Genomic DNA, 21,390 nt, shown 5'->3' on the forward strand with positions numbered 1-21,390 from the left:
ATGGATAAAACTACCCTATTAAATAAACTTTTACGTGTTACTCGTCAACCGTTTATGGTCTTTGCCAACTTAGAAAAACGCCCGGATAACACCCAAGAAACACTTAAGCTTTTAGCTAAAGAAACTGATGTCACCGCGGGACGGATCGCAGAATATTTAGATATCAAGCCCTCAAGTGTGACACAGATCATCAAAAAATTAGTACAAAAAGGTGCGGTGGAACGGATCAAATCAACGACCGATGCGCGGATCACTTTTGTTCAACTTACCGCTAAGGGGCAAGAAATGCTAACTACCCAAGGTTCGATCACGGGTGACTTGCAAGATGCGATTTTTAAAGGTTTCAGTGAAGAAGAGCTCGCAAATTTTGAAACTTATCTCGACCGCTTGGAACAAAACACCTCTAGTCCTGAATTTATGGCCCAAATTGATGAATTGTTCCACGACGAACGTACTTGGGAAAATTTTGGGCGCCAATCATCGGCACGTTTTATGAAGATGCGCGAACAAATGCAAAAACATCATTTTGAACACTTTAACGGGCCATTTCCCCATTCATTTGACCCTAGAAAAGACTTTAATGACCCACGAAAGGAACGATAATTTATGCCAGCTAGAACTGAGAACACTTTACCTCAATCGGGAGCAAAATTTTCACTTCGCAAATTTATGAGTTTGATCAAACAAACTAATCCGAAATACTTGCTGCTGTTTTTAGGGATCATTTTTTTGACAGGTTCTTCGGCGATCCAAGTCTATGTCCCTAAACTAGCCGCTAGTTTGGTCAATGATTTTCAAAAAGGGGTCGACTATGCCTTACTCATCAAAGTCGTGAGCTTATTTATCATTTCGGCTTTGATCTCGGCAATTGGTGGAACGATCCTGGGTATTTTTGGTGAAAATGTGATCCAAAATATGCGCAAAAAACTTTGGGAAAAACTAACGACTTTAAAAGTTACTTACTTTGATAGTGTCAAAGCTGGTGAATCTGCCAGTCGCTTAGTCAACGACACTAATCAAGTCAAACAATTACTCGCGGTCACCTTCCCCCAAACGATCGCTAGTCTGATCACCGTTATCGGCACCGTCTACATGATGATCTTAATGGACTGGCAAATGTCTTTAGCGATGCTTCTAGTTGTCCCGATCGTTGTACTTTTAATGATCCCGATCATGACTTTTGGCGCTAAAGTCGGGCGGATCCGTCAAGATGCTTTAAGTCGCTTTAACGGTATCGCAACCGAAACGTTAAGCGAAATTCGCCTCGTTAAAACTTCAAATGCCGAACCCCAAGCCAAGCAAAAAGCTGACCAAGAGATCGACCAATTATTTAACGTCGGCAAAAAAGAAGCAATCTTTGATGCCATTACCCAACCGATCATGATGATGATCTTTATGAGTATGATCTTTGGACTATTGGCTTATGGGATGCACCGCATTGCCATTGGTGTGATGAGTATCGGAACTTTGATGAGCTTTTTAATGTATTTATTCAACTTGATCGGAGCGATCCCAACAATCGCAACGCTTTTTTCAGAAATGGCAAAAGCCGCCGGTTCGACCCAACGTGTGCAAGATCTTTTGGATGAAACACCTGAAGACCTCGATTCTGGTGTCAAAGTTGATTTAACCGCTAAGAAGCTTCAAGTTTCACAAGTCGATTTTTCCTATGCCGATGCCCCAGATGAACCAGTTTTGCAAAATATCTCATTTGAAGCTAGTCCAAATGAAGTCATTGCCTTTGCTGGCCCATCAGGTGGTGGTAAATCAACTATTTTTAGCTTACTCGAACGATTTTATGAACCAACCAGTGGCACGATCAAATATGACAATCTCGCTTCACCTGAATTGAATCTAGCTGATTACCGTAGCCAAATCGGATACGTTTCACAAGATTCAGCGATCATGGCGGGAACGATCCGCGAAAACCTAACTTACGGCTTAACCGAAGACTTTAGCGATGAACGGCTTTGGGAAGTTTTAGAATTAGCCTATGCGAAAAAATTTGTCGCCGAAATGCCTGACCAACTCGACACTCAAGTCGGTGAACGAGGGGTAAAACTTTCGGGTGGTCAACGTCAACGTCTGGCGATCGCACGTGCCTTTTTACGTGACCCGAAAATCTTGATGTTAGATGAAGCCACGGCTAGTCTTGACTCTGAATCTGAAATGAAAGTGCAAGAAGCTTTGAGCAATCTGATGCAAGGACGCACAACACTCGTGATCGCCCACCGCTTAGCGACGATCGTTGACGCTGATCGGATCTACTTTGTTGAAAAAGGACAGATCACTGGTTCTGGTGCTCATGAACAACTGGTTAAAACGCACCCAACTTATGCTAAATATGTAAAAGAACAATTTAAACTTGAGCAAGTAGCTTAAGCACATAAAAAAGCAAGAAATCTTATTTTGAACACTAAGATTTCTTGCTTTTTTATCTTCTCGGAAAATCTTCAAAAAAACTATAGAATTGTGATTTATCTGCATAATTTGCCTTATATCCTACTATTTAGCCCTGCACTTTTTTGCCATTTTTCCATCCCCTAAAACGCCTAAATGTAGTTAATGTCCAACGTTTGATGCATATTCAATTCCGCATGTTCTAGCAATTATCGACCACCTAATTGATAGTTTTCTCTTTACTTAAAAAAGCATGCCGTACGAAGCTAAGCCACGAGCCCAATTAAGTTTTATCTGACCATAGTTCACAATTTTTTGATAAAATTCACTAACGTTTGGCGTTAACCCGACATGTTTAGAGATATTTTTTACTGCAATTTGCCTTAAATCACCAGACAAATCCAACAAAGCACTACTAAATTCGGTTCCTACTCCCAAACTATTTTTAAAATTGATAAATGCTTTTCGTTCGTTATCAGTAATACTACTGTCCAAAATGAAATTATAACTTTCACGCACAATTTCATTTTCAGTTATCTTTTCTTCCATGTATAATCCTCCCCGCTTAAGAAGGCTAAGGTTAAAATCTAGTTGAATCCCGTTCAATGATCTTATGTGGAACGATCACCCGGTTTAAATCTAGCTTGAACGTATCTTTATCCTTATTAATAACTAGGGCTGCGGCTTCAGTACCTAAAAAACGTGGGAAAATTTCCACCGAAGTTAAAGTTGGGCGTGCGATCTTAGCTAACCCCGAGTTGTTAAAGCCCATCATGGCGATTTTTGAAGGGTCCACCTCACAAAGATCCCATAAATACTGAATATCAAGTGCCAAAATATCATCGCACGCCAACACAGCGATCCGCCCACTTACCTTCTTTAACAGCTCACGTAACGCTTGGGCATTTTTGGCCTCATCGGCGACCCGATTGCTCAATTCCAACGGAAATTTTGGCAATTTGAACTCATTTAATGCCTGTTGGTAACCAAGATAACGCGCATTTTGTACACCTTCATCCAAATTGGTATACGCATAGATGACTGTTTCAAAGCCTTTTTCTAATAAATAGCGTGTCGCATCATATCCTGCTAGATGATTATCATTGTCGACATAACATGTTTGATCACGATCACTTTCCGGTGAGCCGATCACCACATATTGCGTTTGTTTTTGCTGTTTGATAAATTCTAAAACCGGATCATTAACTTGCGAATACACAAAAACAAAACGAGTAATATTGCCACGTTTGATCATCGTTTCTAAATTCTTGATCAATTCTTCGTCGGTCTGCCCCGAAGCTACCGCCACTAAATAATCATGTGCATTACAAATCGAAGCTAACCCCTGAATGATTTGAATAAAGAAAGGATTTTCCCCAACCGCTTCTTCGCGAGCTGGTAAAATGACCCCGATCGTATTTGATGATTGATTTGCTAAATTTTGAGCCGCAAAATTGGGCGAGTAATCAAGTTCTTGCATTGCATGCCGAACTTTACTCTTTGTTTCTTCGCTGATCAAAGAACTATCATGCATTGCTCGTGATGCCGTTGACGGCGAGACCCCTGCTAATTTTGCTACATCTTTAATTGTCGCCATGGCGCACCACCCTTTCATAAAAACGTTTGCATATAATTAAGTATATACTGTAAAATCATCCTATGGCAAGTCTTGTTTATTTTTTGATCAAGGGGGAAATGCGCATGAAAAGTAGCGAACTTTGGGAAAAATTTATTACTAAATATCCAGCTAAAGCACACTGTCCGCACGATGCTTGGGCCTTTGGTGCTCAACCAACAAAATTAGCCCAACTCGTCTGCCAAGGTAAAAAAACGGCGACGACCTCAGGTTATCTTTTCTATGAATTAGACAATGAAGCTTTGCCACAAGTTGGTGAATATAATATTATCTTAGATGAAAATGAACAAGCAGTTTGTATTACACAAACAACGAAGGTCTATCAAACGACTTTTGCAAAAGTTGATGCAAGACATGCCCGTTTAGAAGGCGAAGGTGATTTAAGCTTGGCGTATTGGCGTAAAGTCCACCAAGACTTTTTCACACAAGAATTAGCCGAGCTCGGCGAAGAATTTAGTCCCGAATTTGAAGTTATCTGTGAAGAATTTACGGTAGTCTATGTTGCTTAGACTAAAAATGAGCGTAGTTTTAGACCCACGCTCATTTTTTATTTTTGACGATAAAAGATCCGCAAAGTATTTAAAACTGCCAGTAGCGTCACCCCGACATCGGCAAAAACAGCTTCCCACATGGAAACATCACCAAAGGCACCTAAAATCAAAAAGATCAACTTGATCCCTAAAGCTAAACAAATATTTTGCCAGACGATCTGTTTGGTCTTTTGAGAGACCTTTAGCACACTTAAAATTGCCGCCGGATCATCAGTCATCAAGACTACATCAGCGGCTTCGATCGCTGCGTCTGAGCCTAGTGCTCCCATAGCGATCCCGACATCAGCACTCGTTAAAACTGGCGTATCATTTAACCCATCACCAACAAAACCAACTTTACCACTTGTTGTTTGTTGTAATTTTTGCACATATTCAAGCTTATCTTGCGGTAAAAGTTCTGCTTTAACTTCAGTGATCCCTAATTTATCTGCGACCAAGCGCGCACTTTGCTGGCGATCGCCGGTCAACATCACCGGTTTGATCTGCCGTGCTTTTAATTGTGCAATCGTCGCTTGTGAACTAGGCTTTAGCGCATCTTCGATCACCAGACATCCTAAATATTTGCCGTCATAAGCGACATAAACCAAACTTCCTGGGGTCTCTGGGATACTTTGGCTTAGTTTGATCTTTTCTTGTTGCAACAACTTAGCTTTGCCGACTAATAGCTCTTTTCCCTGATATGATGCTTTAACTCCCGCACCGATCACTTCTTTGACTTCACTGACTTCATTTCCAGTCAGATTTCCCGGGTAATATTCTACGATCGAGCGGGCAATCGGATGAGGTGAATGTTGTTCGGCTAAGGCTGCTAGCTTGATGACTTCAGCTTCAGTCGTATTTGCACTAGGGTAAACTTTGGCGACAACAAATTGCCCTAACGTCAACGTCCCAGTTTTATCGAAAACTAAGGTCTTGATCTTAGTCAACAGTTCTAAATAGTTACTCCCTTTCACCAAAACACCTTGCTTTGAAGCAGCACCGATCCCCCCAAAAAAGCCTAAGGGAATCGAAATAACTAAGGCACATGGACAAGAAATAACTAAAAAGACTAGTGCCCGATAAAACCAGGTCTCAAAGGGTTGCCCTAAAAGAAACGGTGGTACCAACGCTAATAACAATGCCAAACCGACCACGATCGGAGTATAAACTTGAGAGAATTTAGTGATAAATTTTTCAGTCGGCGCTTTTTGTTGGCTTGCATTTTCTACCAACTCTAAAATCTTGGCGACCGTTGATTCACCGTATTCTTTGGTGACTTTGATCACTAAAATACTATTTTGTACGATCGAGCCACTTAAGATCGCCGTATCTTTTTTAGATAAGCGCGGTTCAGATTCACCGGTCAAAGCGGCAGTATCTAGATAAGCTTCCCCCGAAACTACGATCCCATCAAGTGGGACCCGTTCGCCTGGTTTGACCACGATCATATCGGCAATTTTTACTTCTGCGGGCGAAACGCGCTTGGTTTTGCCCGTCTCAAGTTGTAAATTAGCGTACTCGGGGCGAATGTCTAGCAATTGCGTGATCGAACGCCGTGAACGTTCAACTGCGATATGCTCAAACAATTCACCGATCTTATAAAATAACATCACGGCAACTGCCTCGGGATATTGTTTAACTAAAAAGGCCCCAACTGTAGCGATCATCATCAAAAAATTCTCATCAAACCATTTGCCTTGAAATAAATGCTCAACTGCTTCTTTAATCACTGAAGCCCCAATAATAAGGTATGCCACTAAATAAATGATAAATTGCCCCAATTGTGGTACGTTGGGAACATGAGCTAAGATAAATAACAGCACCGTCAAAATGATCTGGGTAATTTGCTTTTTGTTTTCACGAATATTTTGCATCAAGCTCACCTCTTAAACTTATGAATATATGCTCATATTTTCAACTAAAGTCTAACACGCTCCCTAGTAAATTGCAACCTTTAAGTAAATTGACTTTTTTAACAAATTATTGTAGCTTAAAAGTTATAGACTATTAGAGTCCTTTCGGGCCACCTTGACCTGAAAGGACTTTTTTCACCAAAAAATACATGGGGGGAACTTATGAACGCCAAGAAATTAACTTTCAAACATTATCTCATCATTGGCTCGTTGATCTTTGGGATGCTTTTTGGTGCCGGTAACTTGATTTTTCCGGTCCACTTAGGTCAAATGGCGGGGGCAAACTGGCCTAGTGCTGCTTTAGGCTTTTTAGCATCAGGCGTGTTGTTGCCGGTTTTAGGACTTTTAGCGATCAGTATCACACGTTCACGGGGAATCTATGATCTCGCTAAACCGGTCGGCCATCATTATGCCTTGATCTTTTTGATCTTGATCTATGCAACGATCGGGCCATTTTTTGCCACTCCAAGAACGGCGACCGTACCGTTTACGATTGGTTTTGCACCGCACATTGCTAAAAGCCAACAATCTTTAGCACTTTTGATTTATTCGGCAGTTTTCTTTTTACTGGTATACTTTTTATCAAGTCGTGAAAGTAAGATCACCGATTTGATCGGAAAACTACTCAATCCAGTCTTTTTGATCATGTTGTTTGTGATTTTCTTTTTAGCCTTTAGTCATCCCTTGAGTAGCGCAAGTACCGCACCGATCAGTGCTGATTATGCAAGTGGTGCTTTAACTTCAGGTCTTTTACAAGGTTATAACACAATGGATGCTTTAGCTTCGATCGCATTTGGGATCACCGTCATCACCGCAGTCCAACAATTTGGGCTCAAAGATAAAAAAGAAGTCGCCCTTGCAACGGCTAAAGGTGGTTCTTTTGGGATCTTATCGATCGGGGTCATCTATGTTGCTTTGATCTTATTGGGTGCCCAAAGTATTTCGACTTTTGGTTTAGGTGAAAACGGGGGGATCACCTTAACTCAGATCGCACATCACTATATGGGTACTTTTGGAGATGCTTTGTTAGCAACTCTAACTACGATCACCTGTCTTTCCACTTCGATGGGGCTAGCGATCGCATGTTCTCAAGCTTTCCACCAACGTTTCAACAAAATCTCGTATAAAACGATGTTGGCACTTAACTGCTTGTTGTCATTTGCCTTTGCTAATTTAGGCTTAGATGCGATCATCGCTTGGTCATTACCAGTTTTGATGTTTTTATATCCCTTAGCGATCACGTTGATCTTGTTAGGTGTCTTTTCACCGTTCTTCAATAACTACGCTTTGGTGTATAAAACAACGACTTTCTTTACTTTGATCCCAGCTTTCTTTGATCTATTGAATAATTTACCTGAAAACTTCAAAGACGCTAACGTAATCCAAAGTTTGCTTAATTTTGCAAAAGCTTATTTCCCATTCTTTGAACTCGGCTTTGGCTGGGTCTGCTTTAGCCTTGTCGGTTTTGTTATCGGCATGATCGGTTATTTTGTTCACAAAAATAAGGCACAATAAAAAAATCAGCCCGTCTCGGCTAAAAGTTGAGACGGGCCTTTTTTAGTCTAATAATTTGTGTTTAACTAAATATTCATGGGCGACTTCACGGGCTTTTCTATGCTTAACACTTACTTCATAGTTCATGGCTTGCATTTCTTTAGTCGTAATCTTGCCAGCAAGTTTATTCAAACTCTTGACGATCTGCGGATTTTTCCTGGCAAAGCTTTCATTTAAGAGTGGTGCTCCTTGATATGGTGGAAAGAAATTCTGATCATCTTCCAAAACTACCAGATCATACTGTTTGATCTGGGGATCGGTCGTGTAGCCATCAACTAAATTGACCTTGCCATTAGCAATCGCCTGATAGCGCAAAGCTGGCTCCATGACCGAAACTTTACCAAAATCAAGCCCATACACTTGTTTTAACCCTAAATATCCATCTTCTTGGTTGGAGAAATCGGGATCAAAGCCAGCATGGACTGAACTATTGACCCGCGCAAGCTCACTTAATTTAGTAACATGATATTTTTGCGAAAATTGCTTAGTTACCGCAAGATCATAGCCATTTTGATACGCCATTGGCTTTAAATAAGTCATATTATACTGTTGAGCTAACCCAGTTTTAGCGAGCTGATAAGTCTTTTGCGGATCACTTGGTGTTTTTTGCGTGCGCTTTAATATGGCTTCGAGCACTGTCCCCGTAAATTCAGGGTAAATATCGATCTGCTCTTTTTGAAGCGCTTTAAACAAGAACGTTGTCCCACCAAAATTTGGCTTTAAAGTTACTTGTGCCTTAGGATCATCATGCTCGATCAATTCTTTATACATATTTATCAAAATTTCGGGTTCACTCCCTAATTTCCCAGCGATCACTACTTTTACTGGTTTAGGCTGAAATATTTCATACACTTTATAGCCACCAAATGACACGCCAAGTATTGCTAATAAGATCAGTGCACCCCAAGCTCGTTTTTTGGACTGGCTGAGATACTTTAACAGCCAACTACAACTAAATGCCAAGGCGGCTGACAAGATCCCCCCGATCAGCAAATAGGAGTTATTATTTTGCTGGATCCCCAACATGATATAATCTCCTAACCCACCTGCGCCGATAAAGGCAGCTAAAGTGGCGGTCCCAATGATCATGACTAACGCGATCCTGATCCCAGATAAGATCAACGGTAAGGCCAAGGGAAATTCCAGCCGTTGAAGTTGCTTTGTTTTGGATAAGCCAAAAGCTTGCGCCGCTTCTTTTAGCGTTGGATCAACATTTTTTAGCCCCGTATAAGTATTTTGATAAATTGGCATGATTGCATACAAAGTCAAGGTGATCACTGCAGGTAAGGTCCCGATCCCGACTAGGGGGATCAAGAGCCCTAAAAGCGCTAAGCTAGGGATCGTTTGAATGATCCCCGCAATTTGCAGACCACCTTCCCCTAAAACAGGTCGATCACGTAAAATGATCGCTAACGGAATTGCGATTACGACCGCAAGTACTAGTGAAATCAACGAGATCGTGATATGTTGCAATAAGGCTTGTAAAATTTCATATTTTTGTTCGTTCACCAGTTGCAAAAATTGGTGCATCACGTACTTCCCCCCTGTTCTTGGAAAAATTCTAGCAATTGTGTTTGTGAAAGTTGATACGTTTGTTCCTGATAGTTAAAAATAAGGGTCGTTTGTTGGGTCAATTGCGCCAATAATTGGTCAAAATCGGCGACCTTAGCCGCGGTTGGATCATACGTCAGAACCTGGGCTTTATTACAGACCGTTGCTAGATTCCAAAAACGGGGTCGTGCTGGTGCAAAAAATTCGCGGACAAAATCATTTGCTGGCGCTTCAATGATTTGCGTTGGGGTACCGATTTGTTGTACTTGTCCTTCGTGTAAAATTGCAATGCGATCGCCTAAGCGCATTGCTTCTTGCATATCATGGGTCACAAAAACGATCGTCGTTTGAAGTCTTTGATGTAACTCTAAGATCAAGTCTTGTGATTGGCGTCTTAAAACCGGATCTAGGGCACTAAATGATTCATCCATCAAAATCAGCTTAGGATCAGTCGCTAAGGCGCGAATGATCGCCACTCGTTGTTGTTGCCCACCTGAAAGTTCATCAGGCATACGTTTAGCAAATTTTTCTGGTTCTAGGTCTACACTGGCTAACAATTCTTTAGCACGTGCTTTTCGTTTGGCTTTAGGGACTCTGAGTTGTTCTAGTTGGATCGTAATATTTTCTTCGATGTTTAAATTGGGAAATAAACTGCTGACTTGGGGAACATAACCCATTTGGAGACGTAATTTTTGTTTATCATACGTTTTGATCTTTTTTCCTTCATAGTAAATATCACCTGCAGTTGGCAGTGTAAGTTGGTTTAGCATCCGCAGTAAAGTCGTTTTGCCACTCCCACTTGGTCCGACCAAAACAAAAAGTTCCCCTGTTTTGATCTCAAGGTCAATATTTTCTAAGACGACATTTTTACCATAGGTCATCCCCACGTTTTGATATTTGATCACTTTTTCACCCCCTATTTGCTAATAGTTTGCCGTAAAAGGCTCTAAAATACAATTAATTTGATTCAAAAAAGCCCAAGGAATTTTCCTTGAGCTTTTTGGCTTAATCTAGCACCATTTGGTTGGTATATAAATCGTGGTAAAAACCTTTTAATTTCAAAAGATCGGCATGACTACCACGTTCGATCACATGCCCGTCCCGCAAGACTGCGATCTCATCGGCATTAATGATCGTTTTTAAGCGGTGAGCGATCACAAAGCTAGTCCGCCCCTTTAATACGGCATCCATCGCTTTTTGGATCTTTTCTTCTGTTACCGTATCAACATTAGAAGTCGCTTCATCTAAAATCAAGAAATCTGGGTCAGAAAGTAGTGTCCGCGCAATACTTACCAGCTGCTTTTGGCCAGTCGAAAAGATCGATTGCTCATCGCTAACTTGTGTCTCATAACCATCTGGCAGGCTAACAATAAAATCATGGATCTGGGCTTGTTTTGCCGCATTGACCATCGCTTCATCACTTGCATCAGGTCGACCATATTTGATATTATCAGCGATCGTACCCGTAAAGAGTAAGGAATCTTGCAATACGATCCCGACTTTGGCACGTAATGACTCAAGTGTTAGCTTACGCACATCAACACCGTCAAACGTTACTGAGCCTGAATCCACATCATAAAAACGATTGAACAGATTCATCGTGGTCGTCTTACCTGAACCAGTTGGTCCTACTAAGGCTAACATCTGTCCTTTAGGTACCGAAAGATCGATCCCATGCAAGATCTCTTTACCCTTGTCATAGCTAAAATGGACTTGGTTTAACGCTACTTCTTCTTTTAGACCTGTTAAAACTTGGCCGTCAGGTACGGGATCTTCTTGCGCTTGCGCTTCGACCTTGGCTAAACGCCTTGCCCCGGTTAAAGCTAACTGGATCGAAGAATAAATCGAAGTCAATTGGGTTATCGGTTGGAAATATGTTTGTGAGTATTGCACAAACATCACGATCAGGCCCAAACCAGCTGCCGTATTGACCGCATCAGCCACGATCAACCAGATCCCCCCAACGATCACGATCGCTAGGTTTAAGAGCGATAAGCCTTGCATCAATGGAAATAACAGTCCCGAGTAAAATTGACCTTGAAACATCGTCTCTTTGACCCGTTGATTATATTTTTTAAAGCCTGCGATCGATTCTTGTTGCAAGCCATTGCTTAAAATAACTTGCTCACCGTTGATCTGTTCATTGATATAACCATTTAAATTAGCGATCTCATCTTGTTGAGCATCTAAGGAGCGCCGTGCTTTTGACATGATCACTAAAGCAATAATGAGCACAAATGGAGTTGACGCCATAGTGATCAAAGCTAGCTTTACATTGATCGACATCATCACGATGATCGTCCCAATAAATAACGCCCCTTGAGAGACTAATTCAAAGATCGCATTATTAAGTGCATTAAAGATGTTATCAATATCTGACGTAAATAAAGATAAGATCTTACCATCTTGGTGCGTATCAAAGTAACGGATCTTCATGCGTTGCAATTTAGCAAAGAGATTGCGACGCATATTGTTAGTTGCATCCGCATTAAATTTTGACATGATCATCCAGGCGATAAACTGAGCGATCACATTTAACAGAAAGTATATTGCCATCCATTTTAACGCAACATAGAAATTAGCCATGAAGCCCGCTGCACTGCTCGACCCTGACTGTGCGACGAATTTAGTCAATTCAGTCACGGCATTTCCCATATAGATCGGTGCAAGAACTTGGAAAAGTGTGGCTAATAAAGTCAACACGATCATCACTGTCATCTTGACCCAATATTGTTTCAAGTATTTCCAAAAATAGCTACATGCGATCTTAAAATCATTCATTTTCCAAGACCTCCCCCTCATCTAGAGCCTCTTTAGTGCGCTGGGTCGCATATATTTCCCGGTAAATATCGGAAGTTTCTAACAACTCGGCATGGCTCCCAACAGCAACTAATTTACCTTCATCTAACACTAAGATCTTATCCGCATCCATGACAGAAAAGATCTTTTCGGCAATCACAAAAATCGTCGTATCGGTCAGTTTTTGTTCTAACGCTTCTTTAACTTTCTTTTCCGAACGTGCATCTAACGCCGAGGTCGAATCATCTAAGATCAAGACTTTAGGCTTACCAACGACCCCACGTGCGATCGAGAGCCGTTGCTTTTGGCCCCCAGAGAAGTTAGCCGAACGTTCTTCAACTAGATGCTCATATTGGTCATCATAGCGCTCAACAAATTCGGCCGCCTGTGAGATCTCGGCTGCCCATTTGAAATCTTTAGTCGTGGCATCGCGCTTACCTTGGCGTAAATTATCCGCAATCGTCCCCGAAAAGAGGAGTGCTTTTTGTAAGACTAAAGCCACTGCTTGGCGCAATGATTTTTCATTGACTTTTCTTAAGTCGACCCCACCGACTTTGACACTGCCGGCAGTTGGATCATAAAGTCGCGTCATCAATTGTGCTAACGTTGATTTACCTGAGCCCGTTGAACCCACGATCCCGATCAATTCACCTTGCTTGGCGGTAAAACTAATATCTTGCAAAGTTTCGTTATCTGAACCAGGATAGGCAAACGAGACGTTTTTAAATTCAACGTCGCCACTCAACTCAACTTCAGGTGCATCTTTAGCGAAAACTAAATCAGGTTTAGTATCTAAGACTGCCTTGATCCGGCGTAAAGCTACCGTTCCACGTGCATACATCGCTAATGTCATCCCGCCAAAAGCTAACGTATAAAGCATCTGCATCAAATAACCGATATATGAGGTGATCGCTGCTAATTCACCCGGGTTATTTTCCACGTTTAACCCAACTAAATAAACAACTGCCGTGATCCCTAAATTACAAATCAGGAAAAAGGCTGGTAGTAAGCACGAAAAAACGTAACCGATCTTGATATTTAAATCGTTCATTTCGTCGGAAACTTCATTAAAACGTGTTTCTTCATTTTCTTGTTGATTAAAAGATTTAACGACGCGAATTCCTTGCATCGCTTCTTTAGCGATCATGTTACTTTTATCTAATTTCTTTTGGAAACGGCTAAACATCTTCCCTAACTGTGGGAAAGTCAAACCTAACGTTACGGCGACTGCTAAAAACATTAAGACTTGGAGCCACCAAAAACGCGGAATCGTGATGATCCCCATAATAAAGGCGCCAATAACCATGATTGGCACCCGTAAAACCTGCATAAACGTCATCATCACAACGTTTAAGACTTGGTTCATATCGTTTATCAACCGTACAACTAAGGTACTAGCCGAAAATTTTTCAATATTACTAAGCGAAAACGTTTGGATCTTGCGATATGTTTCTTCGCGCAGATCACTAGTTACACCTTGGGCTACTCGTGCAGCAAAATACACATTAGTGATCCCAGCCAACACCCCGACCACTGCTAAAGCAACTAAAACAATGCCATCATGAAACATTGCTTGGCGATCATTTTTTAGTAAGTTGTCCAAAATATACTGTAACACTCGCGGTTGCATCAAAGATGAGACAGCCACAATAATGATCGAGACTACCGCACCTACGATCGAGCCCCAATACCGCTTAAAGTGTGGTTTTAAGATCTGCATATTTACCCCCTATTTTTAACAGAATTCTGTTTCGTATGTAACAGTCTATCTGAAAATTAAATTAGATTCAAGCCAGAGTTTTTTATAAAAAAATAACGCCACAGATCGATTCTGTTATAATGAAGATAATGACTCTGGATAAGTAAATAAGGTGAAAATATGACTAAAGAAAACTTAAATCTTCCTTCCCGCGAAGAGACTCAAGCCAGCGTTCAGATCTTTAAGGCCTTTGGGAACGAAACGCGCTACAAGATCTTATACCTTTTATTTGAAAAACAACTAACCGTAAATGAGATCTCAGAAGCGATCGCCATGACCCAATCGGCAGTTTCACATCAATTAAAAATCTTACGCCAAACGGGATTAGTTTCCAGTAAACGTGACGGACAACATATGTATTATTCCCTTGCCGACCGCCATATTATCATGATTTTTAAACAAGTTAAAGAACATATCAGTGAAGACTAAAAAAAGCCCCGCCTTGAATGCGGGGCTTTTTTTAATTTGCACGATTATATAATTTATCAACTGGCGCTTGATTACCATCATGGCCAAATTGTGCCACTTTATTTTCTGGTGAATCGTTCCAAGCCAAGTAGTCAGCTTCGTCTTCCCAAACATTCATTAACAAGAATTGGAAATCTTTTTTCAACGAGATCAATAATTTACTTGTCTTTAAACCAGTTGGGCGCACAGCTGGGTTGACCCAAGAATCAACCACGGCGTTAAAGACTTTTTGTTGGTCGGTATCAAGCGTTACGTAGCGTAATTCTAACAGACCATCCCAGTCATCAGTGCCAATTTCTTTTAAAACACGGTAGTTCAAACCTGTTTCAAAGACCGAACCTTGATCAGAAATATCTACCAATAAGTATTCATTTTGTTTAGCGATCGCTTTATATAATAAGAAATCACGATCAGCATAGCGTTCTGAGATCGTGGCTAACATTTTTTCTGGACCTAAAGCAAAATTGATTTCATTTAATGCCATAATTCATCCTTCTTTCAGAATATTTACCTTATTTAGTATAGCACTACACTCCATTTAAAACTAACCAAAAATCTATCCTGCTCATTTCTTAGGGTAGCTGATAACGCGCAATTGTCCGCTAATATATTCCGCTAAGAAAATCTCACTAGCACTCGCAAAGCCCTTAAATTTTAATTGATTTTCCAACCATTCTTCATCATGTGAGGTCATTTCTAACACATCTAAATTAACGATCCCATCACTGATCAGTGGGTAGCGGATACTTTCTTTGTCGCCATATTCTAAGATCGTCAGTTGCCCATTTTGTTCCAAAACCGCCCGCTTGACCCGGGCTAATTCATAGATTCCATTCATCCGTAAACGAAACATTAATTCATCAGCCGTGACCCCACGACGTAAGCAATTTTCAACTTCGATCTGCCCATTTCTGATCAAAATGACTGGGCGCCCATCAACCAATGCTTTAGCCAAATGATTGTGATTTTTCAAAAATTGTAAGACCATCACTACTAAAGTCCACATTAACAACACCATCAAAAACTGAAAGACTGTGACAGATTCACTATAAATGATCCCACCGATGATTCCACCTAAAACATAATTTTGCACCTGATCTAAGGGGGTCACCGGAGCAAGATTACTTTTCCCTACTAGATTGATCTGTAAAATGATACACAACAAACCTAAAATAAACTTGATCAAAACAGTCATATAAAAATCCATGGATCATGCTCCTTTCTTCACCGTGATTTTTTTAGCGATCACATGAGTCCGCTCTAACGTATAACTACTCCTATCTGTACTAAGTGCGACACGATAGTATTTATTTTTGATTTTCACGATACTGCCATCAGTTAAAGTCGTCGAATTGATCGCAACATCAGCGACTTTGATCCCTTTTTCTCGTGCAACTGAACGCAAAAATGGCTCAACTTGGGCACTAGAAAGTGATTGTGATTTATGTTGCTCTAAAGTCGAATAATTGAGTCCAAATAAAAGAAGCATTAGCAGTACCATGATAATACTTAGGTCACGATACTTAGTTTCAAAGCGATTTTTTAGATATAACCACAATGCTACTACCAAAATGATCGCTCCCAGTCCCCCTAAGACATAAAGCAATATCTGGTTGACGTCACGGTGATTTTGCAGATACTGTAACGTGTAAAATGTCATTTCAACTACCTCACATAAATTTTGTTATTTAGATTTTAGCTAAATAATATATTACTTTTCTTGTATAAAAACGTAAAATCTGAAAAAAACAAAAAAGTACTCTGTGTCTTTAATTGTTACAGAGTACCTTGGTTGTTTTAGTTATTTTTCACTTTTTCATATGATATAATTATCCACGGAAGAGTTGAGCTGGTGACTTCTAGACTATAAGGACGTGATGCTTATGGTGTAAAAGCTGTAAAATCAGACTCTAATGGAAAGGAAGTCAACACGTGTCTGTTTCAGATGCGTTACAATTAATGCTAGCATTTGGCACTTTTGTGATCGTGCTAGTAGCATTAGTTGTTGAATTGATCAAAGCGATCAACAAAAAATAAACCATCCTTAACTTTGACCGAGTGGATGGTTTAAAGCAATATAGTTAAATCGTCTAGACGTCGCCGTCTTTAACGGTTCCGTGGAGACAGTGCTACAACACTGCCTCTTTTCTTTTATCATTGTAACACCATTTAAATGACATGCGCAAGAACCTACCTATGGTCAGTAGCGTAATTTGCGATTTATTCTAGGCTATTATCAATTACTCCAGCTATTCAGTTAGGTAAAAACTCTGTGACTTTAACTATCACAGAGTACCTTGGTTATTTTTCAGCAGGTTCTTGCTTGAGCATTTTTTCTTTGCGCATTTCGTAGTAATCCTCTTCTGCTAAAAAAGGAATTGTGTGAGTTTCGAAATTATCTAGTTTATAGCCTAAGTAACTGATCGTCTTGTCTAATTCATTGCGCTGCTGTAGTAAAGCATCATATTGTTCTTGTAATAACGCCTTTTGTGCTACACGATCGTTTTTTCTTGTGTGAAATAACGCCACAAACTCAATTAGTGATTCGACTGACATACCGGCCTTGCGCATCGCCTTAATAAAAAGCGCCCACTTGATCTCATTTTCGGTATAATCTCGATAACCGCTACTATTGCGTGGGACCGTGGGAATCAATCCGGTGTTTTCCCAATAACGTAATGTTTCTTTGGGAATAGCTAAACGCTCGCTTACTTCTTTAATATTCATCCTATTTTCCTCTAGTCATGCAGATTGTTGTTTTTCGATCATTGTATCCAATTTCTACTATCCGCTCAACTAAGCAATGATAACTAGCGGTTAATTTTGCCAGTTGCTCATTGAGTAGATCCTTACGCGCTGGTTTGGCCTTCTTACCTAATTTGACTAACTTAACATACTCAATTTGAAAATCTAAAGACACTTCCATCTCATTAAGAAGTTTAGCATATTTTAGCCATTCAAGGTCTTGGTGGCTAAAATTTCTGATTCCTTGCTGATCGCGTCCGACTGGCAAGATGATCCCGATTCGTTCCCAATACCTGACCGTATCGGGCGAAATACCTACTTTTGTTGCTCGCCACCCTAGTTATTTTGTTACCCTAAGTCCTACTAGTTTATCTTAAACATTCAAGTTCACTTGAAGGCAAACAAAAAGCGCATATAAAAAGCCCCCTTTGACTTTAAATCTCAAAGAGGACTTTTAGTAGTTACTATCTTTCTTTAAATTCGCCTTCGATGACCGAATCATCGTCACGACGACGGGAATTTTTAGTTGGTGCATCCGGCATGATCATTGCTGCAACGAAATACACGATCGAGCCTAAAATAACATTTCCTGGGAAAATGATCAGCAATAACCCGATAATCCGCGTGATCGTCTTATCCCAGCCAAAATATTCCGCAATTCCACCAAAAACACCACTAACAACTTTGTCACGTGATTTTGTTAACTCTTTTTTTGTTTTTGCCATTTGTATCTTTATCCTTTCAATTGATTATTTAACTGTATTATCTCCGTCAGTATTCGTTAAGGTCAACACATCTGCTTGATCAGTATTTTGTTCTAAGGTTCCACCGTTATTTTGAACTTGATCAAAGAGTGTATTAGTCCCATCCGTTGTTACGATGCGATAGCCTTGCACCGTTACGTTTGAAACATTGTTATCCCCATCTTTGTTTGTTACTTCATATTTGCCATGGAAGGTAACCCCATTTGCTGTGAAATCAGCATCGGTTAATTTAACACTTCCGTTAGTGATCGTGGTTCCATTCAAGAAATCAACGTCACCATCTTGATTTGAGGTAATTGCAATATCGGTCAATTCACCACCAGAAACACGTAAGTCACCACTGAAGTCTAAGGTACCATTGGAGAGCTTACTATCCTTGATAAATAGTTCATCACCTACGCCAAGGTTTAATTCAAGTTGGTCGACCGTTAAATTCTTAAAGGTTGCTGCATCGGCATAAGTATGTTTATCAGATGTCAATTCTGTGATATTTAAATCTGAAAGAACTAAGCTACGCACAAAGCCTTCTAAACTCAATTTATCCAACTTCACATTTTCTGGCACCGTGATCGTTATTTTTCCAACACGGCTTTCATAATTAGTGTAGTAAAAACCGACAGTGGAGTGATTACGCTTGCTTGGTGTGATCGTCAAGCTATCATTTGAAACACTAACTTTTGGTTCATATTTTGAGTTACCAGTATAAGTTACCTTATAACTTGAACCTTGTTTGATCTCAACATCATAAGCCGAGCCATCAGCATTATTGTTATCGAATTTGATCGTGGTAAAGTCAGTAGCTGAATAATTTTTCGTGATCTTCTTGCCCTTTTGAACGATTTGGGGCTTTAAGTTGACAAATTCAACCGCTCTTACCCCGTTAAAAACGGCTCCAACGATTGCAATGATCACCCCTAAGATAATGGTGATCCCGCCAGCTTTAAAGATCTTCTTCATCGGTTACATCCCCCTTTTTTTGGTCACCTTTTTTGACCACTTTTTCATACAAGTAGCGTGATAAATTACCGATCCCTTGTAAAATTACTCGTACAAGCCAGTATGCGATCGGAAAAGCAACTAACAATAGGCCTAAAACTAACAGACCTAAGCCTAAATAAAAGAGACCAACTGCCCAACTCGTAAAGAGCATCCCGATCCCAGTGTACAAAAGAACACCTAGTAAAACGACGCCCCCACATAAGAGTACCCCGGCAGCAAAGACCCCAGCGACCACAAGACAGATAACTGCGATCAAAACAGCGACTAGAACGCCACCTAATCCAAGGATAAATGGTGATGCCAGTAAAGCTAATAAAATCAACCAGATCATTTTCACGTTTGAAGCTGGTTTAGCTGTCCGTTGATTTTCAACTTCTTTTTCAGTTGAACGGATCGAATAGTCAGCTAAAACTTTACGGCTCAAGCTCTTAGGTGAACCTAAGCTTTCTTCGATCTGTTGTCTTGTTTCAAGCCCCGCGTCTTCGATGTATTCTGAGTAATACATAATTGCATCGGCGCGTTCTTCTGGCGTTAGGGGTTGTAAATATTCTTCTAATTCCGTTAAATATTTTTCCCTATCCATGTTGTCCCTCCTCAACTGTAACATCCTTTTTTCGTTTATCAGCTGCAGCAAAAACTGCATCTAGACTTTCTTTATAATCATTCCACATCTTCTTGATACGCTCAAGATGTTTTTCCCCGCTCTCAGTGATTTTATAGTAGCGACGATTTCTGCCGTGATATGGAGCATCATAAGTCGTCACAAATTCCTCTTTTTGTAGTCTTCGTAAAACGGGATACATTGTCGATTCCGAAATCGAAATTGCTTGTTGCATGTCTTGCGTTAGCGCATAACCGTAGTAATCTTGGCGCTCTAACAAGGCTAAAACCAAACCATCAAGCAGATCAGCAGTTACTTTGATTTCCATGCACCCTAGCCCACCTTTCTTTTTTCTCTGTTATATCTTAACTTCACTAATATTATATGTCGTATAATATAGAGTGTCAACTAGTATTGTAAAAAAAAATAGAAGTGCAACCAAAAGCGTTCAGCTCCGTACGGATAACGGGAAATATCGCTTGATGCGCTTTTAGCATCGAGCGATATTTTTTGTTATCCGCTAGGAACTGCTTTTGATTGCACGACACCACCCATATTCATCACGAGCGTTAGATAACGGGAAATATCCCTTGATGCGCTTTTTGCATCGAGGGGATCTCGCAGTTATACACTGGCGAACTACTTTTTAGAGCACAACATCACAAAAAAGCACCCACTATTATAGTGAGTGCCAACAACTATTTGATTTTTTGATTTATCTTGCGTACATCTAACCAAATCACTAAATAATTTAACAAATAGATCACTACATAAGTTAAAGTGTAAATCAGAAAAAAGCCAAAACTTGCGGCAGATGTGTGTGGAAACCACCCGGCTAGATAAGCAAGGGGGAAAAACAAGACTAAAGTTACTAAATAATGAGTCGCAGTCATCTTCAATAAACTCCAAGTTTCGCGCTCAAAAACCATTGAGGTAAGCGTAAAGACGATCCCCATTCCCCCCCATAAAATAACTGATACTAACATTGCTGACCACTCAGTTGCATATTGCGCCATAAACGCTGGGGTCGAGGGAACATAGCCACCGTTCGCCCAGAGTTTAGCAAAAACAAGTGAGATAATAACGCCCAGCGTGACTCCAATGCAAAAGCCACCAACACTTTTTTTAATGATCGTTTTCATATTCCTAACCTCGCTTTCAAATTTTTGATACAGCGCCTTGCCACAAAGGCTCTTGTCCATTAGTCAATTTCAAAATGACCGTTGCGTTAGCTGCAACTTCGAGATGGTCTAAATAATCAAGATTAACAAACTCACTGCGGCTGATTTTTACAAAATTGCGGGGTAAAAATTCCTCTAATTCATATAATTTCTTTTTCACCTGGTAAGTTTGCTTAGCAGTCTTGGCATATACCTTACTTTGCAAGCTTTCTATTAAATAGACCTCGTTTAATTCAAGTGGTTTGATAATATTGTCAATGTATCCCCATAATTGCGTTGTTGTTCCTAGATCTTGTACCACCCGTTGCAGTCGCTCTGTCATTTTATGAATATGAAATTCCGCCCATTCTTCAGGCAAATTAGGATCGATCTCAAATCTTGTCTTCATCCATTACACCCCCTCTTCACCTATCATTTTAGCAAAGAAAGCGGTTAAAATTATCCACTGGGCTTAAGCGGTCAAATTTCACAGCTAAAAGGTCTAACTGAA

General features: G+C 40.3%; 24 protein-coding genes. 6 read left to right on the plus strand and 18 right to left on the minus strand.

The genetic code is table 11. From position 1 onward, the window contains the following. Together FC32_RS00850 and FC32_RS00855 are read left to right on the plus strand one after the other, a co-directional pair. Positions 1–603 carry a MarR family winged helix-turn-helix transcriptional regulator gene (locus FC32_RS00850; protein ID WP_025087036.1) on the plus strand — a complete coding sequence of 201 codons (603 nt, stop codon included), beginning with the start codon at positions 1–3 and terminating at the stop codon, positions 601–603. A 3-nt stretch (positions 604–606) separates the two neighbouring features. After that, on the plus strand, positions 607–2,382 hold the full coding sequence (locus tag FC32_RS00855) for an ABC transporter ATP-binding protein (protein WP_056957191.1): 1,776 nt from the start codon (positions 607–609) through the stop codon (positions 2,380–2,382). 261 nt (positions 2,383–2,643) lie between these two features. On the opposite strand, the gene FC32_RS00860 is transcribed toward FC32_RS00855, so the two are convergent. Both FC32_RS00860 and FC32_RS00865 read right to left on the minus strand, forming a co-directional pair. Next, complete coding sequence (locus tag FC32_RS00860) at positions 2,644–2,949, minus strand: bacteriocin immunity family protein (RefSeq protein WP_025087035.1); 306 nt, start codon at positions 2,947–2,949, stop codon at positions 2,644–2,646. 31 nt (positions 2,950–2,980) lie between these two features. After that, on the minus strand, positions 2,981–3,997 hold the full coding sequence (locus tag FC32_RS00865; RefSeq protein ID WP_025087034.1) for a LacI family DNA-binding transcriptional regulator: 1,017 nt from the start codon (positions 3,995–3,997) through the stop codon (positions 2,981–2,983). A gap of 104 nt (positions 3,998–4,101) precedes the next feature. Here FC32_RS00865 and FC32_RS00870 point away from each other — a divergent pair, with 104 nt between their 5' ends. Then, positions 4,102–4,545, plus strand: coding sequence for an ASCH domain-containing protein (locus FC32_RS00870; protein ID WP_056957192.1), 444 nt, complete (start codon positions 4,102–4,104; stop codon positions 4,543–4,545). A 38-nt stretch (positions 4,546–4,583) separates the two neighbouring features. Here FC32_RS00870 and FC32_RS00875 read toward each other — a convergent pair whose 3' ends face one another. Next, entirely contained in the window at positions 4,584–6,440 is a 1,857-nt protein-coding gene (locus FC32_RS00875; protein WP_056957193.1) for a heavy metal translocating P-type ATPase, read from the minus strand. A 201-nt stretch (positions 6,441–6,641) separates the two neighbouring features. Between FC32_RS00875 and brnQ the strand changes: the two genes are divergently transcribed. Further along, positions 6,642–7,994: a branched-chain amino acid transport system II carrier protein gene (brnQ, locus tag FC32_RS00880; RefSeq protein WP_025087033.1), complete on the plus strand. Its 1,353-nt coding sequence runs from the start codon at positions 6,642–6,644 to the stop codon at positions 7,992–7,994. Between the two features lie 42 nt (positions 7,995–8,036). Here brnQ and FC32_RS00885 read toward each other — a convergent pair whose 3' ends face one another. From FC32_RS00885 to FC32_RS00900, 4 genes are all read right to left on the minus strand, one after another. After that, entirely contained in the window at positions 8,037–9,563 is a 1,527-nt protein-coding gene (locus tag FC32_RS00885) for an ABC transporter permease/substrate-binding protein (RefSeq protein WP_025087032.1), read from the minus strand. Next, positions 9,563–10,489 (minus strand): ATP-binding cassette domain-containing protein, encoded by a 927-nt coding sequence (locus FC32_RS00890; RefSeq protein WP_025087031.1) that lies wholly within the window; start codon positions 10,487–10,489, stop codon positions 9,563–9,565. The genes FC32_RS00885 and FC32_RS00890 overlap by 1 nt, the downstream gene beginning before the upstream one ends. A 100-nt stretch (positions 10,490–10,589) precedes the next feature. Then, complete coding sequence (locus tag FC32_RS00895; protein ID WP_056957194.1) at positions 10,590–12,365, minus strand: ABC transporter ATP-binding protein; 1,776 nt, start codon at positions 12,363–12,365, stop codon at positions 10,590–10,592. Next, positions 12,358–14,103 (minus strand): ABC transporter ATP-binding protein, encoded by a 1,746-nt coding sequence (locus FC32_RS00900; RefSeq protein ID WP_025087030.1) that lies wholly within the window; start codon positions 14,101–14,103, stop codon positions 12,358–12,360. Before FC32_RS00900 ends, FC32_RS00895 begins: the two co-directional genes overlap by 8 nt. A 159-nt stretch (positions 14,104–14,262) precedes the next feature. Here FC32_RS00900 and FC32_RS00905 point away from each other — a divergent pair, with 159 nt between their 5' ends. Beyond that, entirely contained in the window at positions 14,263–14,571 is a 309-nt protein-coding gene (locus FC32_RS00905; RefSeq protein WP_025087029.1) for an ArsR/SmtB family transcription factor, read from the plus strand. Between the two features lie 31 nt (positions 14,572–14,602). Here the strand turns inward: FC32_RS00905 and FC32_RS00910 are convergent, their stop codons facing one another. The 3 genes from FC32_RS00910 to FC32_RS00920 all read right to left on the minus strand — a co-directional run bounded on the left by FC32_RS00910 (position 14,603) and on the right by FC32_RS00920 (position 16,270). After that, positions 14,603–15,094, minus strand: a complete 492-nt coding sequence (locus FC32_RS00910; RefSeq protein WP_025087028.1) for an antibiotic biosynthesis monooxygenase — start codon at positions 15,092–15,094, stop codon at positions 14,603–14,605. 81 nt (positions 15,095–15,175) lie between these two features. Next, complete coding sequence (locus FC32_RS00915; protein WP_056957195.1) at positions 15,176–15,817, minus strand: DUF421 domain-containing protein; 642 nt, start codon at positions 15,815–15,817, stop codon at positions 15,176–15,178. Between the two features lie 3 nt (positions 15,818–15,820). Continuing rightward, on the minus strand, positions 15,821–16,270 hold the full coding sequence (locus FC32_RS00920) for a DUF3290 domain-containing protein (RefSeq protein ID WP_025087027.1): 450 nt from the start codon (positions 16,268–16,270) through the stop codon (positions 15,821–15,823). Positions 16,271–16,542: 272 nt separating this feature from the next. Here FC32_RS00920 and FC32_RS00925 point away from each other — a divergent pair, with 272 nt between their 5' ends. Continuing rightward, a complete protein-coding gene (locus FC32_RS00925) occupies positions 16,543–16,647 on the plus strand; it encodes a putative holin-like toxin (RefSeq protein WP_025087026.1) in 105 nt (34 codons plus the stop codon). A 264-nt stretch (positions 16,648–16,911) separates the two neighbouring features. Here FC32_RS00925 and FC32_RS00930 read toward each other — a convergent pair whose 3' ends face one another. From FC32_RS00930 to FC32_RS00965, 8 genes are all read right to left on the minus strand, one after another. Then, positions 16,912–17,337, minus strand: coding sequence for a MerR family transcriptional regulator (locus tag FC32_RS00930; RefSeq protein WP_025087025.1), 426 nt, complete (start codon positions 17,335–17,337; stop codon positions 16,912–16,914). A 1-nt stretch (position 17,338) separates the two neighbouring features. Then, complete coding sequence (locus tag FC32_RS00935) at positions 17,339–17,623, minus strand: MerR family transcriptional regulator (protein WP_025087024.1); 285 nt, start codon at positions 17,621–17,623, stop codon at positions 17,339–17,341. Between the two features lie 196 nt (positions 17,624–17,819). Continuing rightward, entirely contained in the window at positions 17,820–18,080 is a 261-nt protein-coding gene (locus FC32_RS00940) for a PspC domain-containing protein (RefSeq protein WP_025087023.1), read from the minus strand. A gap of 24 nt (positions 18,081–18,104) precedes the next feature. Beyond that, positions 18,105–19,076 (minus strand): DUF4097 family beta strand repeat-containing protein, encoded by a 972-nt coding sequence (locus FC32_RS00945; protein ID WP_025087022.1) that lies wholly within the window; start codon positions 19,074–19,076, stop codon positions 18,105–18,107. Further along, complete coding sequence (locus FC32_RS00950) at positions 19,060–19,701, minus strand: DUF1700 domain-containing protein (RefSeq protein WP_025087021.1); 642 nt, start codon at positions 19,699–19,701, stop codon at positions 19,060–19,062. The genes FC32_RS00945 and FC32_RS00950 overlap by 17 nt, the downstream gene beginning before the upstream one ends. Beyond that, the gene (locus FC32_RS00955; protein ID WP_025087020.1) at positions 19,694–20,047 is read right to left on the minus strand and encodes a PadR family transcriptional regulator; all 354 of its coding nucleotides are present in this window, start codon (positions 20,045–20,047) and stop codon (positions 19,694–19,696) included. The genes FC32_RS00950 and FC32_RS00955 overlap by 8 nt, the downstream gene beginning before the upstream one ends. Positions 20,048–20,417: 370 nt before the next feature. Further along, positions 20,418–20,861 carry a DUF3021 domain-containing protein gene (locus FC32_RS00960; RefSeq protein ID WP_025087019.1) on the minus strand — a complete coding sequence of 148 codons (444 nt, stop codon included), beginning with the start codon at positions 20,859–20,861 and terminating at the stop codon, positions 20,418–20,420. Positions 20,862–20,877: 16 nt separating this feature from the next. Beyond that, on the minus strand, positions 20,878–21,288 hold the full coding sequence (locus tag FC32_RS00965; RefSeq protein ID WP_051533643.1) for a LytTR family DNA-binding domain-containing protein: 411 nt from the start codon (positions 21,286–21,288) through the stop codon (positions 20,878–20,880). Positions 21,289–21,390 lie beyond the last annotated feature (102 nt).

It is taken from the genome of Ligilactobacillus apodemi DSM 16634 = JCM 16172, from assembly GCF_001434405.1.
GTDB classification, from domain to species: domain Bacteria; phylum Bacillota; class Bacilli; order Lactobacillales; family Lactobacillaceae; genus Ligilactobacillus; species Ligilactobacillus apodemi.